General features: G+C 56.3%; 14 protein-coding genes and 1 tRNA gene. 10 read left to right on the top strand and 5 right to left on the bottom strand.

Going from position 1 to position 16,216, the window contains the following annotated elements:
* Nucleotide 1 precedes the first annotated feature (1 nt).
* From ureE to AC236I_RS03270, 4 genes are all read left to right on the top strand, one after another.
* Entirely contained in the window at nucleotides 2–499 is a 498-nt protein-coding gene (gene ureE / locus AC236I_RS03285) for an urease accessory protein UreE (RefSeq protein ID WP_004867824.1), read from the top strand.
* Nucleotides 500–1,174, top strand: coding sequence for an urease accessory protein UreF (locus tag AC236I_RS03280; protein ID WP_048023343.1), 675 nt, complete (start codon nucleotides 500–502; stop codon nucleotides 1,172–1,174).
* A gap of 8 nt (nucleotides 1,175–1,182) precedes the next feature.
* Nucleotides 1,183–1,797, top strand: a complete 615-nt coding sequence (gene ureG, locus AC236I_RS03275; RefSeq protein ID WP_004867829.1) for an urease accessory protein UreG — start codon at nucleotides 1,183–1,185, stop codon at nucleotides 1,795–1,797.
* Between the two features lie 156 nt (nucleotides 1,798–1,953).
* Nucleotides 1,954–3,561, top strand: coding sequence for a purine-cytosine permease family protein (locus AC236I_RS03270; protein WP_015585696.1), 1,608 nt, complete (start codon nucleotides 1,954–1,956; stop codon nucleotides 3,559–3,561).
* A 42-nt stretch (nucleotides 3,562–3,603) separates the two neighbouring features.
* On the opposite strand, the gene tsaD is transcribed toward AC236I_RS03270, so the two are convergent.
* Complete coding sequence (tsaD, locus tag AC236I_RS03265; RefSeq protein ID WP_257333246.1) at nucleotides 3,604–4,617, bottom strand: tRNA (adenosine(37)-N6)-threonylcarbamoyltransferase complex transferase subunit TsaD; 1,014 nt, start codon at nucleotides 4,615–4,617, stop codon at nucleotides 3,604–3,606.
* 349 nt (nucleotides 4,618–4,966) lie between these two features.
* On the opposite strand from tsaD, the gene rpsU reads away from it, so the two are divergent.
* The 3 genes from rpsU (at nucleotide 4,967) to rpoD (ending at nucleotide 9,099) form a co-directional block, all read left to right on the top strand.
* Nucleotides 4,967–5,182 carry a 30S ribosomal protein S21 gene (gene rpsU, locus AC236I_RS03260; RefSeq protein ID WP_001144069.1) on the top strand — a complete coding sequence of 72 codons (216 nt, stop codon included), beginning with the start codon at nucleotides 4,967–4,969 and terminating at the stop codon, nucleotides 5,180–5,182.
* Nucleotides 5,183–5,358: 176 nt separating this feature from the next.
* Nucleotides 5,359–7,104, top strand: coding sequence for a DNA primase (gene dnaG, locus AC236I_RS03255; RefSeq protein WP_004867839.1), 1,746 nt, complete (start codon nucleotides 5,359–5,361; stop codon nucleotides 7,102–7,104).
* A gap of 150 nt (nucleotides 7,105–7,254) precedes the next feature.
* Complete coding sequence (rpoD, locus tag AC236I_RS03250; protein WP_004867842.1) at nucleotides 7,255–9,099, top strand: RNA polymerase sigma factor RpoD; 1,845 nt, start codon at nucleotides 7,255–7,257, stop codon at nucleotides 9,097–9,099.
* Between the two features lie 100 nt (nucleotides 9,100–9,199).
* On the opposite strand, the gene mug is transcribed toward rpoD, so the two are convergent.
* A complete protein-coding gene (gene mug / locus AC236I_RS03245) occupies nucleotides 9,200–9,706 on the bottom strand; it encodes a G/U mismatch-specific DNA glycosylase (RefSeq protein WP_004867844.1) in 507 nt (168 codons plus the stop codon).
* Between the two features lie 124 nt (nucleotides 9,707–9,830).
* On the opposite strand from mug, the gene AC236I_RS03240 reads away from it, so the two are divergent.
* A tRNA-Ile gene (locus AC236I_RS03240) sits at nucleotides 9,831–9,906 on the top strand.
* A 369-nt stretch (nucleotides 9,907–10,275) separates the two neighbouring features.
* Complete coding sequence (locus AC236I_RS03235; protein ID WP_015585695.1) at nucleotides 10,276–10,440, top strand: hypothetical protein; 165 nt, start codon at nucleotides 10,276–10,278, stop codon at nucleotides 10,438–10,440.
* A gap of 436 nt (nucleotides 10,441–10,876) precedes the next feature.
* Here the strand turns inward: AC236I_RS03235 and AC236I_RS03230 are convergent, their stop codons facing one another.
* The 3 genes from AC236I_RS03230 to AC236I_RS03220 form a co-directional block, all read right to left on the bottom strand.
* On the bottom strand, nucleotides 10,877–11,200 hold the full coding sequence (locus AC236I_RS03230) for a DUF1889 family protein (protein WP_071824665.1): 324 nt from the start codon (nucleotides 11,198–11,200) through the stop codon (nucleotides 10,877–10,879).
* 225 nt (nucleotides 11,201–11,425) lie between these two features.
* Nucleotides 11,426–13,351, bottom strand: coding sequence for a dihydroxyacetone kinase operon transcriptional regulator DhaR (gene dhaR, locus AC236I_RS03225; protein WP_487608688.1), 1,926 nt, complete (start codon nucleotides 13,349–13,351; stop codon nucleotides 11,426–11,428).
* A gap of 95 nt (nucleotides 13,352–13,446) precedes the next feature.
* Nucleotides 13,447–14,544 (bottom strand): glycerol dehydrogenase, encoded by a 1,098-nt coding sequence (locus tag AC236I_RS03220; RefSeq protein ID WP_004867850.1) that lies wholly within the window; start codon nucleotides 14,542–14,544, stop codon nucleotides 13,447–13,449.
* Between the two features lie 596 nt (nucleotides 14,545–15,140).
* Here AC236I_RS03220 and dhaK point away from each other — a divergent pair.
* Nucleotides 15,141–16,211: a dihydroxyacetone kinase subunit DhaK gene (gene dhaK / locus AC236I_RS03215; RefSeq protein WP_004867852.1), complete on the top strand. Its 1,071-nt coding sequence runs from the start codon at nucleotides 15,141–15,143 to the stop codon at nucleotides 16,209–16,211.
* Nucleotides 16,212–16,216 lie beyond the last annotated feature (5 nt).

Raw genomic sequence — 16,216 nt, 5'->3', positions numbered from 1 at the left:
GATGCTCTATCTGACCCAACGAGTGGATTCACCTGGCAAACTGACCGCCAGCCTTACGCTGCCGATCGATGTGCGGGTGAAAAGTCGTATCAAAGTCACCCTCAACGACGGTCGCGAAGCCGGTTTGTTGTTGCCGCGCGGCCTGCTGCTACGCGGCGGGGATGTGCTCAGCAATGAAGACGGCAGCGAGTTTGTGCAAATTATCGCCGCAGATGAAGGCGTGTCCGTGGTGCATTGCGACGATCCGTTCACCCTGGCGAAAGCCTGCTATCACCTCGGCAACCGCCACGTTCCGCTGCAAATCATGCCCGGAGAGCTGCGCTATCACCACGATCATGTGCTGGACGATATGCTGCGCCAGTTCGGCCTGGAGGTCACTTTCGCGCATCTGCCGTTTGAACCGGAAGCCGGCGCCTACGCCAGCGAAAGCCACGGCCACAGCCACGGTCATAGTCACGATCATGGCCACGATCATCATCATCACGAGCACAGTCACTAAATGCCAACGCCGGAAAAACGCCTGCGGTTGATGCAGCTGGCCAGCAGCAACCTGCCGGTCGGCGGCTATAGCTGGTCGCAAGGTCTGGAATGGGCAGTCGAAGCAGGCTGGGTACCCGATGCCGCCGCTTTTGAACGCTGGCAGCAGCAGCAGATGGAACAGAGCTTTTTTACCGTCGATCTTCCTCTGTTCGCCCGGCTGTATCGGGCATGCGAAAACGACGATCTGCCGTCAGCACAGCGCTGGACCGCCTGGCTGCTCGCCTGCCGTGAGACCCGCGAACTGCGTGAAGAAGAGCGTAATCGCGGCGCGGCATTTGCCCGCCTGCTGGCCGACTGGCAGCCGGATTGCCCGCCGGCGTGGCGCGTTTTGTGCCGGCAAAGCCAGCTCGCCGGCATGGCGTGGCTCGGCGTGCGTTGGCAAATCGCACTTCCCGACCTGGCGCTGAGCCTTGGCTACAGCTGGATCGAAAGCGCGGTCATGGCGGGCGTTAAGCTGGTTCCCTTCGGCCAGCAGGCGGCCCAGCAGCTGATTTTACGCCTGTGCGATCGCTACGCGGCGGATATGGCCTGCGCCCTTGCGGCGCCGGATAGCGCGATAGGTTCCTCCACGCCGCTGGCCGCCATTGCTTCCGCCCGGCATGAAACCCAGTATTCCCGATTATTCCGTTCCTAGGAGAGAGTATGCATAACTACAAACACCCGCTGCGCGTCGGCGTCGGCGGCCCGGTCGGTTCCGGGAAAACGGCCCTGCTGGAAGCGCTGTGTAAAGCCATGCGTGACAGCTGGCAGTTAGCCGTCGTCACCAACGACATCTACACCAAAGAAGATCAGCGTATTCTCACCGAAGCGGGCGCGCTGGCGCCGGAGCGCATCGTCGGCGTCGAAACCGGCGGATGTCCGCATACCGCGATCCGCGAAGACGCGTCGATGAACCTGGCGGCGGTAGAAGCGCTGAGCGAAAAATTCGGCAACCTCGATCTGATCTTTGTGGAAAGCGGCGGCGATAACCTGAGCGCCACCTTCAGTCCGGAGCTGGCGGATCTGACCATCTACGTCATTGACGTTGCGGAAGGGGAAAAGATCCCGCGCAAAGGCGGGCCGGGGATCACGAAGTCGGACTTCCTGGTGATCAACAAAACCGACCTTGCACCGTATGTGGGCGCGTCGCTGGAGGTGATGGAGCGCGATACGATGCGTATGCGCGGCGAGCGCCCGTGGACCTTTACCAACCTGAAAAGCGGCGATGGCCTGAACAACATCATCGCCTTCCTTGTCGACAAAGGTATGCTGCGCTAAAACGTTCCTGCACCATCCGGACGCGCCCGCGCCCGGATGGTGCATTCGACGCCCTCTTTTTATCCCCCCCTCCCCCACAGCCCCCTGCGGCGCCTGCTCTACGAAGTGGCATAAGGTTTGCTAATTACAGTCATACCTGACCATTAAGGAATGACTATGTCATCACTGGATATCAAAACTGAGTTACCTGCCCAGACCGGGCCATCAGGCTCCAGAGAAACCCTGGAAGACTATACACTCCGCTATGCTCCGCTGAGCTTCCGCCGCTGGGGGCCTGGCGTCGTCGCCGTGACCGCGCTGGGCGGCATCGCCTATCTGGCGGACTTCTCCATCGGCGCCAGCATCGGCATGGCATGGGGCACCACCAACGCGATTTACGCCATCCTGCTGGCGGCGCTGGTGATCTTCCTCACCGGGATCCCGCTGGCGATTACCGCCGCCCGCTATAACATCGATCTCGACTTAATCACCCGCAGCGCCGGATTCGGCTATTTTGGCTCGGTCATCACCAGCATTATCTTCGCAGGCTTCACCTTTATCTTCTTCGCCCTTGAAGGCTCGATTATGGCCCAGGGGCTGCTGGTTGGATTAGGGATCCCGCTGTGGATGGGCTATCTCATCGCCACCCTGATGGTGCTGCCGCTGGTCGTTTACGGTATGAAAGCCCTGACCCGCCTGCAGGTGTGGACCACGCCGCTGTGGCTGGTGCTGATGGTGGTGCCGGTGGCCTGGCTGATTGCCAAAGACCCGGCGCTGGTGGACGGCTTTATGAACTTCGCCGGCAAGAATAACGCGGCGCAGGTCGATTTAACTGCCATTATGCTCGGCGCCGGCGTCTGTCTGTCGCTGATTATGCAGATCGGCGAGCAGATCGATTACCTGCGCTTTATGCCGCCCAAAACGGCGGAAAATAGCAAAAGCTGGTGGCTGGCGGTCTTTTCCGCAGGCCCTGGCTGGGTGGTATTAGGCGCGATAAAACAGATCATCGGCGCCTTCCTCGGCTTTTATCTGCTGACCCGCTTCCCGGCAGTGCACAACACCGAGCCGGTACAGCAGTTCGTCAGCGTCTTTGATAACCTGGTACCCGGCTGGCTGGCGTTAACCCTGGCCGTGGTGCTGGTGGTCATTTCACAGATTAAAATCAACGTCACCAACGCCTATTCTGGCTCGCTGGCGTGGACCAGCGCCTGGACGCGCACCACCAAACGCTATCCGGGGCGGATTATCTTCGTCATCGTCAACCTCGCCATCGCGCTGGCGCTGATGGAGGGCGATATGTTCAGCGCGCTGTCGTGGATTCTTGGTTTCTATTCTAACTTTGCCATTGCCTGGGTCGTGGTGGTTGCCACCGATATCACCGTCAACAAAGGTCTGCTCAGGCTCGCTCCGGCGCAGCCAGAATATCGTCGCGGGATGATCTACAACGTTAACCCGGTGGGGGTGGTTTCGTTTGCTCTGGCGGCCGGCCTGTCGATCTGCGCCTTCTTCGGCCTGCTCGGTGCCACGCTGGCGCCATTCTCGCCGCTGATTGCGCTGGTCGTGGCGCTGGTGATGACGCCGCTGATGGGTATCCTCACCGGCGGGCGCTACTACATCAAGCAGTATGATGACGGGATTAGCGAGCCGCGCTACGACGCGCAGGGCAATGCGTCCATCACCGTTTACCAGTGCGTCAGCTGCGAAGAAGAGTACGAACGTCCGGACGTCATGCACTCGCACAAACATCAGGGCGCGATTTGCTCGCTGTGTAAAAGTATGGAGTAAAGCAGAAAGGCAGGCCGACGGAATGTCGGCCTGTGATGCAGATTACGCCGCCGGCAGTTCAGCAAGCGGCCAGCGCGGACGGACGGTCACGCCGAGATCCGGTTTAGCACCGGTACGCAGGCGAACCATCCCGGCATAGGCGATCATCGCGCCGTTATCGGTGCAGAACTCCGGGCGCGCATAGAACACTTCGCCGCCGCGCTTTGCCATCATCTCCGCCAGCTTCGCGCGCAGCGTGCGGTTGGCGCTCACGCCGCCGGCCATCACCAGACGTTTAAAGCCGGTCTGCTCCAGCGCGCGACGACACTTAATCATCAGCGTATCCACCACCGCATCTTCAAACGCACGGGCGATATCTGCACGGGTCTGCTCGTCGTCATCGTTATTGCGAATAGTGTTAGCCGCAAAGGTTTTCAGGCCGGAGAAGCTGAAATCCATACCGGGACGGTCAGTCATCGGACGGGGGAAAACAAACCGCCCTTCTTTGCCCTGAGCCGCCATCTTAGACAGCATCGGGCCGCCGGGATAATCGAGCCCCAGCAGCTTAGCGGTTTTATCGAACGCCTCCCCGGCCGCATCATCGATAGACTCGCCGAGCAGCTCGTACTGACCAATACCGGTTACGCTAATCAGCTGGGTATGGCCGCCAGAGACCAGCAGCGCCACAAACGGGAATGCGGGGGGATTATCTTCCAGCATCGGCGCCAGCAGATGCCCTTCCATATGGTGCACCGGAACCGCCGGCACGTTCCAGGCAAAGGCCAGCGAACGCCCTACCGTTGCGCCGACCAGCAGCGCGCCAACCAGGCCGGGACCTGCGGTATAGGCTACAGCATCGATCTCTTTTGCCGTCAGCCCGGCCTCTTTCAACGCCGCCTGAATCAGCGGTACGGTTTTACGCACGTGGTCGCGCGAAGCCAGCTCGGGCACCACGCCGCCGTAGTCAGCATGTAATTTCACCTGACTATACAATTGATTGGCTAGCAGGCCTTTTTCGTCGTCATAAATGGCGATGCCGGTTTCATCGCAGGATGTTTCAATACCCAGTACACGCATGTCTTGTTTTACCTCGCTCTAATACCGCGCAGTTTAGGACCAATGCGGGTTGATGTATACCCTCAGCGTGCCTGGTTGGCGCAGCGAGGCAACCGGCGCGGCGCGAAAACCCGCCCGGCGGCACGTTGCCCGCCATGCAGCGTCAGAAAGGCCTGCAGGCGGCGAAGATAAAACTTTGTTCGCCCCAGGAACAACCCTCGTGTATACTCCTCACCCTTATAAAAGTCCTTTCAAAAAAGGCAGCGGTGCTTTACAAAGCAGCAGCAATTGCAGTAAAATTCCGCACCATTTTGAAATAAGCTGGCGTTGATGCCAGCAGCAAACCGAATTAATCAAAGGTGAGAGGCACATGCCGGTAATTAAAGTACGTGAAAACGAGCCGTTCGACGTAGCTCTGCGTCGCTTCAAGCGTTCCTGTGAGAAAGCAGGTGTTCTGGCGGAAGTTCGTCGTCGTGAGTTCTATGAAAAACCGACTACCGAACGTAAGCGCGCTAAAGCTTCTGCAGTGAAACGTCACGCGAAGAAACTGGCTCGCGAAAACGCACGCCGCACTCGTCTGTACTAATCTGTTGAGGGCCAAAGCCCTCAATTCAGACTGAGTTGTTGTTGTAAGGCCGTGCTTCCGGAAGGAATGCGCGGCTTATTTTCGTTTATGCATTAGCAGATACACCGCATCATGAAAGAACGTGTTCAGCCCACGCTGAGGCCGTCTGGTGATCGTGTGTATAGTTTACGGGGCCTATGGCTGGACGAATCCCACGCGTATTTATCAATGATCTGCTGGCGCGCACCGACATCGTCGATCTGATCGACGCGCGGGTAAAGCTCAAAAAGCAGGGCAAGAACTACCACGCGTGCTGTCCATTCCATAACGAAAAAACCCCCTCTTTTACCGTCAACGGTGAAAAACAGTTTTATCACTGCTTTGGTTGCGGTGCGCACGGCAACGCTGTCGACTTCCTGATGAACTACGACAAACTCGAGTTCGTGGAGACGGTCGAAGAGCTGGCCGCCATGCACAACCTCGAAGTGCCATATGAAGCAGGCAACGGACCGAGTCAAATAGAGCGCCATCAGCGGCAAAGTCTCTATCAATTGATGGACGGTCTGAATGCGTTTTATCAACAGTCTCTGATGCAACCCGCCGCCGACCCTGCGCGCCAGTATCTGGCAAAACGTGGCTTAAGCAGCGAGGTCATTGCGCGCTTCGCGATTGGCTACGCCCCACCCGGTTGGGATAACGTCTTAAAACGTTTTGGCGGCAATCAAGAAAACCGCCAGTCGCTTATCGATGCCGGCATGCTGGTGACGAACGATAAGGGGCGCAGTTACGACCGCTTCCGCGAACGGGTGATGTTCCCTATCCGCGATAAGCGAGGCCGGGTGATTGGTTTTGGTGGTCGCGTGCTGGGCGATGCCCTGCCGAAATACCTTAACTCTCCGGAAACCGATATTTTCCATAAAGGTCGTCAGCTGTACGGCCTGTATGAAGCGCAGCAGGATAACGCCGAACCACCGCGTTTGCTGGTTGTCGAAGGCTATATGGACGTCGTGGCACTGGCGCAGTACGACATAAACTACGCCGTCGCGTCGCTGGGGACCTCGACCACCGCCGACCATATTCAGCTTTTGTTTCGGGCGACCAACCAGGTCATCTGCTGTTACGACGGCGACCGGGCTGGCCGCGATGCCGCCTGGCGGGCGCTGGAAACGGCGCTGCCGTACATGACCGATGGTCGTCAGCTACGCTTTATGTTTCTGCCCGACGGCGAAGACCCGGATACGCTGGTGCGTAAAGAGGGTAAAGCGGCGTTTGAAGCGCGGATGGAGCAGGCTCAGCCGCTCTCCACGTTTTTGTTCAACAGCCTGCTGCCGCAGGTCGACTTGAGCACCCCGGACGGGCGCGCGCAGCTCAGTACCTTAGCGCTGCCGCTCATCACCCAGGTACCGGGTGAAACGCTGCGCATTTATTTGCGTCAGGAGCTGGGCAACAAGCTGGGGATTTTAGATGACGCTCAGCTTGAACGTTTAATGCCAAAACAGACAGAAAGTGGAGCGCCACGCCCCGCGCCACAGCTAAAACGCACGACCATGCGTATACTGATAGGACTGCTGGTGCAAAACCCGGATTTGGCGCCGCTGGTTCCGCCTTTAGAGGGCCTGGATCAGCGCAAAATGCCCGGGCTTGGCCTGTTCAGCGAACTGGTCAAAACCTGTTTGTCTCAGCCAGGTCTGACCACCGGGCAACTTTTAGAGCAGTATCGCGGTACAAATGAGGCCGCAACCCTTGAAAAACTGTCGATGTGGGACGATATAGCAGATAAAGATATCGCGGAAAAAACCTTCACCGACGCGCTCAACCATATGTTTGATTCACTGCTGGAACTGCGGCAAGAAGAGTTGATAGCTCGCGACCGCACGCACGGTTTAAGCAGTGAAGAACGCCGGGAACTCTGGACCATCAGTCAGGAGCTGGCAAAAAAATGAATTGCACGGCTTAAGTGCCGAATATCGTTCGGGAAGCCCCCGACAGCCGCGCTGAGGCGCAGCGGCAATAATATAAGTACGCCCTCGCTTTAAATGTTGGCAGTTTGTCTGTCGACACCAATCAAACGAATTAAGTGTGGATACCGTCTTATGGAGCAAAACCCGCAGTCACAGCTGAAGCTTCTTGTCCAACGTGGTAAGGAGCAAGGCTATCTGACCTATGCCGAGGTCAATGACCATCTGCCGGAAGATATCGTCGACTCCGATCAGATCGAAGACATCATCCAAATGATCAATGACATGGGCATTCAGGTGATGGAAGAAGCACCGGATGCCGATGATCTGCTGCTGGCTGAAAACAGCAACAACACCGACGAAGATGCAGAAGAAGCTGCTGCACAGGTGTTGTCCAGTGTTGAATCTGAAATCGGACGTACAACCGATCCGGTGCGCATGTACATGCGCGAAATGGGTACCGTAGAACTGCTGACGCGTGAAGGCGAAATCGACATCGCCAAACGTATTGAAGATGGGATCAACCAGGTTCAGTGCTCCGTTGCTGAATATCCGGAAGCCATTACCTATCTGCTGGAGCAGTACGACCGCGTCGAAGCTGAAGAAGCGCGCCTGTCTGACCTGATCACCGGTTTCGTCGATCCTAACGCCGAAGAAGACCTGGCGCCAACCGCGACACACGTCGGTTCTGAACTCTCTCAGGAAGAGATGGATGACGACGAAGACGAAGATGAAGACGACGACGACGACAGCAGCGATGACGACAACAGCATCGATCCTGAGCTGGCGCGCGAGAAATTCGCTGAACTGCGCACGCAGTACGAGCTGACCCGCGATACCATCAAAGCGAAAGGTCGTAGCCACGCCGCAGCCCAGGAAGAAATTCTCAAGCTGTCTGAGGTGTTCAAACAGTTCCGCCTGGTACCGAAACAGTTCGATTACCTGGTCGGCAGCATGCGTAGCATGATGGATCGCGTCCGTACTCAGGAACGTATCATCATGAAACTGTGCGTCGAACAGTGCAAAATGCCGAAGAAGAACTTCATCACCCTGTTCACCGGCAATGAAACCAGCGAGACCTGGTTCAACGCTGCGATCGCCATGAACAAGCCGTGGTCTGAAAAACTGCACGACGTCAAAGAAGACGTTCAGCGCGGCCTGCAGAAGCTGCAGCAGATTGAAGAAGAGACCGGCCTGACCATCGAGCAGGTTAAAGATATCAACCGTCGTATGTCCATCGGTGAAGCGAAAGCCCGCCGTGCGAAGAAAGAGATGGTTGAAGCGAACTTACGTCTGGTTATCTCTATCGCCAAGAAATACACCAACCGTGGCCTGCAGTTCCTGGATCTGATTCAGGAAGGTAACATTGGTCTGATGAAAGCGGTTGATAAGTTCGAATATCGTCGCGGCTACAAGTTCTCCACCTATGCAACCTGGTGGATCCGTCAGGCCATCACCCGCTCCATCGCGGATCAGGCGCGCACCATCCGTATTCCGGTGCATATGATTGAGACCATCAACAAGCTCAACCGTATCTCCCGCCAGATGCTGCAGGAAATGGGTCGCGAGCCGACGCCGGAAGAGCTGGCTGAACGTATGCTGATGCCGGAAGATAAAATTCGTAAAGTGCTGAAAATTGCCAAAGAGCCAATCTCCATGGAAACGCCGATCGGCGATGATGAAGATTCGCATCTGGGTGATTTCATCGAGGATACCACCCTCGAGCTGCCGCTGGACTCCGCGACCACGGAAAGCCTGCGTGCCGCCACTCACGACGTGCTGGCAGGCCTGACCGCTCGTGAAGCGAAGGTCCTGCGTATGCGTTTCGGTATCGATATGAATACTGACCACACGCTGGAAGAAGTCGGTAAACAGTTCGACGTTACCCGCGAACGTATCCGTCAGATCGAAGCGAAGGCGCTGCGCAAGCTGCGTCACCCGAGCCGTTCTGAAGTGCTGCGTAGCTTCCTCGACGATTAATCGTTGTCGGAAATAAAAAAGCTCCCTGCGGGGAGCTTTTTTTTGTCTTCCATTCACTCTGTTGCCGTCAGAGAGAGCCAACGCCGGTCCCCGCCGCAGGCTATCGACCTCGCGATGCCAGCGCATCATCCAGTTCACGATACGCCTCCACTAGCTTATCCAGCGTCGCCCGGTTCAGTCCGCTGGGGTTGGGCAGCACCCACACTTCCGTATCGCCGATGGTCACCTGCTGCTTGCCCCAACGCGCACCGCGTACCTGAAACGCTTTCTCAAAGGCCTGTTTACCGAGAATCGCCAGCGCCCGCGGCTGATACTGTTCAATTTTCAGCACCAGCTCCCGGCCGCCGCTGCGTAGCTCCTGCAGGGCGACTTCGCTGGCCTGAACCGTCGGGCGTTCCACCAGCATAGTGATCCCGCAGCGCGTATCGAGCAGCTGCAGCTCCTCTTCAGGCTTCAGCAGACGGTCGGTAAAACCGGCCTGGTAAATCACCTTCCAGAAGCGATTACCCGGATGCGCGAAATGAAAACCAGTATGGGCAGAGGACTTCCCCGGATTGATGCCGCAGAAGACCACCCGCAGGTCCGGCGCCAGAATATCGTTAATCATCTTTCCACCCGCTCAATACCTAAAAGGCGATTATAAAGGATTGAAAATGCATTGTTTATAAAAACAGCAGCCGTGCGTTTTGCGCTGGATTGCGTCTGCCAGTTACTTTATAATCCCTCGCCACGGCCCCTTAGCTCAGTGGTTAGAGCAGGCGACTCATAATCGCTTGGTCGCTGGTTCAAGTCCAGCAGGGGCCACCAGATAAAACAAGGACTTAGATAAGAAATTATCTAAGTCCTTTTTGTTTGCATTGCATTTGGACCAGGTCCCGTTTTAGCTTCAGACTTCAATCTCGGTTTTTACCCTGAAGGTTCATCAGAACACTTTCGTTTCAGATAGCCATCAGTTGCTCCAGCAATTCACCTGGTATGCTAACCCAAAACTGCCGTGACTGGCTTTTATCACAATGTCCACTTTCACCGGATGTGAAATACACGACGGACGCATTTTTGAGTCAGACACTTGTCTATTTATAGCATTTGCCCACAAACTGAAAGCCCAGAGAAAATTGCCGCAGCCTTGCTGGCATCGCTCAATAGAACTAGAATCACGGCATAACTAACGAGATAATGATCACGACGCAAAAAACATCCTCCCCTAAGATCACGAAAACGCAGCTTTTCCGCACCGTTGCCAGTTCTCCCGCGATTGAAACGGGTATTTCTGTGGAAGAAATCGAGCAGCAACTCAAACGCTTCCAGGCACAGGCGAAAGCCGTCGGGCTCGCTCGCTAATCAGGAAAAACTGAATCGCCACCGATAAACCTGAAGCTGATGAAAATCAGCGTTGAATCGAAGCGTTAAAAAAGTCTCATCGCTGAGTTGCTAAAACAGTCAGAATGCTGAGGCGCTCACGGGGCACTCAGTACAAAGTGAAAAAGGCAGCAGCATGTTCAGTCGGGAAGGAAAGGAAAAGAACCGATAAGGGACGATAAACAAGATAGTGTTATTGAGCGCCAGACAGGTTCAGAATTTCCTGCCATGCTAAATACGCCAGAGCGCCAGTCTCTTATTCAGCCAGCGGAAAATACATTGCTTAGCGCGGAAATTTCAAATTATCCTGAATATTCATTAGCGGAAAAATATAAGGAGCGACGTTAGCAACGTTGCTCCTTTTTTATACCATCCTGCAGGATACCATCTTCAGAATCATTTTTTAAAAACGAGCCGCTTACACCAGCTCCCGGAGCTGCTCCCGCATATAGGAGGAGAAGTACTCTGGATTTTTAATCACGATACGGTTGCCAGCGGCGATTTTCTCCGCCCATCCGGCCACTTTATGGGTGAACCCGGAATTCCATCCCTCCCGCTCTCCTCGCACGATCACGTCTTCGGCGCTAGCCGGAACGCCTAACTCATGGAGATATTTTAAAATGCCCTTAGCCGTACTTTCATCCATTGAATGCGGAGCCGACGCCGATGTGTTCATTCCACCAATAAAATCTAACGCTTTATCTATCGCTGTTGGCATGCTCTTATCCTTAAAATTAACCACGTGATGAACATGTTTATAATATGGACCCAAGTCTGCGGGGATATCAAAGAGATCGTTGCCTTTCTTTGATTCAGACCTCAGTCAAACGTTTGCATGGCGTTTTTCTGCCCGATAAGTCCGGTGCAGCCCGTATAAACCGCCCCGTCATCCGCGACCGACAGCAAATCGCCGCTTAGATCGCGAAAAACAGCAATTGCGCCCCCAAATCGCGGAGAGTGCAGACAACTAGTCGTGATTTTTGTGCTTAAACTGGCTGGCGTCGATATCGTACTGCTTCATTTTGCGCCACAGCGTCGTGCGCCCGATGTTGAGCAGATGGGACATCTCCTGCACCCGGCCACTGGTGACGCGGGCGGCATGGATAATGGCCTCTTTTTCAATAGCGCTGAAGGTCAGGCTGGCAGGTAGCAGGGGCGAGACGGTATCGCTGCCCGGCCGCTCGGAGAAGAGATATTCCGGCAGGTTGCTCAGGCGGATATGGCCGTTATCGCTGCTGATGGCGATATTTTCAATAATGCTGTTTAACTCAAAATCATTACCCGGCCAGGAGTAGTTCACCAGCTGCGCCAGGGCATCGTCGTCCACTTTCAGGCGCGATGAAAAGCGTTTCTCCAGGCTACGCAGGCGGTTGTGTACCAGCGAGGGAATGCTGTTGCGCCGTGACCTCAGCGGCGGAATGACGATCTCAAACGAATGCAGCGCGTAATAGAGCTGGCGACTAAAGCGGTTCTGCTCCACCAGATTAGCCAGATCAACGGTGGTGGTGGCAATCACCTTAACGTCCACCGGAATCAGGCGCCGGGCATCGAGGCGGGTTAATACCCCCTGTTTAATCACCTGCAGCAGCGCGGACTGCAGCTCCGGCGCCAGGTACTCTATTTTTTCCAGAAACAGGGTGCCGCCGCTGGCCAGTTCCAGGCGGCTCAGGCGCCCGTTTTCGTCATCGGTAGGCGCGCTACCCATAAAATCCTGGCCCAGCGCGCTGTCGGCATACAGCTGACAGTTGACGGCAATATAAGGCCCGCCCGCCCGTTCGCTTTCATTATGAATGGCCTGGGCGACCAGCTCCTTACCCACCCCTTCTTCCCCACAGAGCAGGACCGGAAAACCGCCCCGCGCCGCCTGACGGCCAAAATGAATCAGCCGTCGCGTTTCCGGATCGTCCGAGGACATCTGCGCAAAAGTGTGGCTCACTTTGCCTAACTGGCTGGTCATCAGCTGGCGCATCTGTTCCACCGGGTGCAGCAGTAAAATAAAGCTATTGCCCTGCTCTTCGACGATGGGCTTGAGGGTAATGACGGCATCGATAAACTGATGCTGGCTCTCAAACGTCACTTCCGCATGGTTCAGCGCGCGCGCGTGCTTAATGGCCCGGCGCAGCAGCGCCGGCAGCGTCACCAGTTCGTTAATATTTTTCCCCTGGCTGGTCTGGGCATCAAGATGCAGGAGCGTCGCGGCCTGGACATTAAGAAACTGCAATACCCCCTGCTCATTCCACGCCATCACGCCATCATCCATGCTCTCCAGCAGGCCATACATCTGGTTGAGATGACGGTTAGATTCGGCCAGCAGGCTGTCGGTCAACAGCGAGTTGCCCACTTCCCGGGCGATAGCCAGCGTCAGAGACAAATCAGAGGAGGCCTGCTGTTCGATCAAACAGCACAGCGAGATGGAGCCAAACAGGCGACCGTGGTTATCAAACACCGGCGTGGAGCTAAATGACCACCCGTGCAGCGCCTGTTTAAAGTGTTGCTCGCCGATGGTTTTCACCGGTTGCCCCAGCATCGAGGCCAGCGAGAGCGCGCAGCTGCCGATAATGCTTTCCGCGCAGTAGCTGCCGTCAAGAAAACCGAGTTCCGCGAGCTGCGCCAGCGTCTGCGGTTCGCCGCAGCGGCTGAGGATACAGGCGGATTCATCGAGGATAAACAACGCGCAGGGTCGGCTATCCATAAACTCCCAGGCATCTTCCAGCGCCGCCTGGCCGATGGTCAGCAGCGCGGTTTTACGCCGGCAGATCGATTCGAAGGTCAGCCCCTGCGCCTGATGCGGCGCCTGCCAGGTCTCCCTCGGCATAAACCGGCTGCAACGCTGCCACGACTGGCTGATAACGGAAGATACTGTTTTTCCGGAGTCCTGAGTCTGCGCCGCCATTTCCTTTTCCGCTGTTTAAAATAGATAACCCCTCCGGCAGAGACTGTCGGAGGGGAGAATACGCTTCACCCTGCAAAAAGCAGGTCAGCGAGACGTTAACGCGCCAGCCACTGCTGACCGAGCAAATCGGCCGTCAGGATCGCGGCGTAAACGCTGTCTGCCGTCACCGGGAATGGCATGTTATGGATCGTTTCGCCTTCCGCGCAGGTCGCTTTCGCGACCGCCTGAATTTTACCTTCAATGCCCTCTTTGACGCCCATTTGCGCCAGGGTCACCGGCAGACCGACTTTCTGGCAGAAGCCCAGCACCGTTTCAATCTCTTCCATCGGGCTGTTTTGCAGCACCAGCTGCGCCAGAGTGCCAAACGCCACTTTTTCGCCGTGGTACAGATGATGGCACTCTTCCAGAATAGTGAAGCCGTTATGAATGGCGTGCGCCGCGGCCAGCCCGCTGCTTTCAAACCCAATTCCGCTGAGGTAGGTATTGGCTTCGACAATGCGCTCCAGCGCATCCGTCACCACGCCAGCCTGCGCTGCCAGGCGCGCTTTTTCGCCTTCGGCCAGCAGCGTATCATAGCACAGGCGAGCCAGACTCAACGCCGCCGCCGTGGACTGTCCGCCGGCCATACTGGTCGCTCTGGCATCAAAACAGGCCTTCGCTTCAAACCAGGTCGAGAGCGCATCGCCCATCCCGGCCACCAGCAGGCGCACCGGCGCTTTGGCAATAATTGCCGTATCCATGACCACCATATCCGGGTTTTTCGGATAGATCAGATACTCTTCAAACTCACCGGCTTCGGTGTAGATAACCGACAGCGCGCTGGTTGGCGCATCGGTAGAGGCAATCGTCGGGATCACCACCACCGGCAGCTTCTGGTAGAAGCCAATGGCTTTAGCGGTATCGAGCGTCTTCCCGCCGCCAATCCCTACCACGCCGCGGCAGCCGTGCTGCTGCAGAATGGCAATCAGGCGGTTGATCTCCGCGTGGCTGCATTCACCGTTAAAACGGGCCGCGTGGCAGCTTAAACCGTGGTTATGCAGGCCATTGAGTACTTTGTCCCCCGCCAGCTTCATCACGAAGTCATCGGCAATCACAAAAAAGCTGTCCGCCAGATTTTTGGCATACTGACCAAAAAGCGTGGATGCGTCAGGACCCTGAAGATATTTGGCCGGAGATTGAATAACTTTTAGCATTCCTTTCACCCTCAAATAAGTGCATGTTTTACATGATGAGCCCTGGCGTCATCCTGTTCAGCCTGCGGTTCATGGCGGAAACGGGATCGTGACCGGAGCGATGCAAACACTGTAGGGCGAGCGGTGAACAAAAAAATTTTTCCCGTTTTTGTTCTGATATGAAACAGAGAATATTTTTTACCGTTCCATATTGGAACATCAATTGCCGGAAAACGCCGGGATTGCGATCCCGATCCGGCCATTCGCCGTCCTGCGACAAAAAAAAACGGCTAATCTGCCAACGTTGATCCCCTCGACAGCAGAAAACAGATAAAAAAAGGATCCGCCTCCCCCGTAGACAGCGGGGGAACGCAGGGCGAAAAAACCGCCTTAGCTCGCATTTTTCTCTTTTCATCGGCGATAACGTTTCATAACGGAACAAAAATAAATAACCACGTTCCGTTATGAAACTCGTTTTCGCGACATTTTTTTTTCCGTTAACTCAGCCAGAATCATAACGTCGCCGGGTAGTTCTTCACGCCAGACGATACCCCTACACGATGACCGCCTCCGTGGGTAGAGAGGCCGCATCGCATCACTCCGACGGAGCATAAATAATGAAAAAATTGATTAACCGTGTCGAAGATGTACTGAGTGAACAACTGCTTGGCCTCGCCAGAGCCCATCCTGAATTAACGCTGCATCAGGACCCGGTGTATGTCACCCGCGCCGATGCGCCGGTGGCAGGGAAAGTGGCGCTGCTCTCCGGCGGCGGCAGCGGACACGAGCCGATGCACTGCGGCTATATTGGCAAAGGTATGCTTGCCGGCGCCTGTCCGGGCGAGATTTTCACCTCCCCGACCCCGGATAAAATGTTCGAGTGCGCGATGAATATCGACGGCGGCGAAGGCGTGCTGCTGATCATCAAAAACTACACCGGGGATATCCTTAATTTCGAAACCGCCACCGAGCTGCTGCACGAAAGCGGCGTCAAGGTGACCACCGTGGTGATCGATGACGACGTGGCGGTCAAAGACAGCCTCTACACCGCCGGACGCCGCGGCGTCGCCAACACCGTGCTGGTTGAGAAGCTGGTCGGCGCGGCGGCCGAACGCGGCGATTCGCTGGAAGCCTGCGCTGAACTGGGCCGCAAGCTTAACAACCTCGGCCACTCCATCGGTGTGGCGCTGGGCGCCTGCACCGTGCCGGCCGCCGGACAGCCGTCATTCGAATTACAGGATAATGAGATGGAGTTCGGCGTCGGTATCCACGGCGAGCCGGGTATCGACCGTCGCCCCTTCAGCTCTCTCGACCGCACCGTTGATGAGATGTTCGACACCTTGCTGGAGAACGGCACCTACAGCCGCACGCTGCGTCAGTGGGACACCGTCAAAGGGCGCTGGCAGGACGTCACGCAAAGCAAACAGGCGCTGCAGCAAGGCGACCGCGTCATCGCGCTGGTCAATAACCTTGGCGCCACCCCGCTGTCGGAGCTGTACGGCGTATACAACCGACTGGCCACCCGCTGCGAGGAGAACGGCATCACGATCGAACGCAACCTCATCGGCAGCTACTGTACCTCGCTGGATATGGTGGGCTTCTCCCTCACTCTGCTGAAAGTCGATGACGACACGCTGGCATTATGGGACGCCCCCGTTCATACCCCGGCACTGAACTGGGGCCATTAAGGAGC

This window comes from Klebsiella sp. Sb-30 (assembly GCF_057652795.1).
The sequence above is the reverse complement of the archived record's forward strand: the minus strand, read 5'-3'. Positions and strand labels throughout refer to the sequence as shown.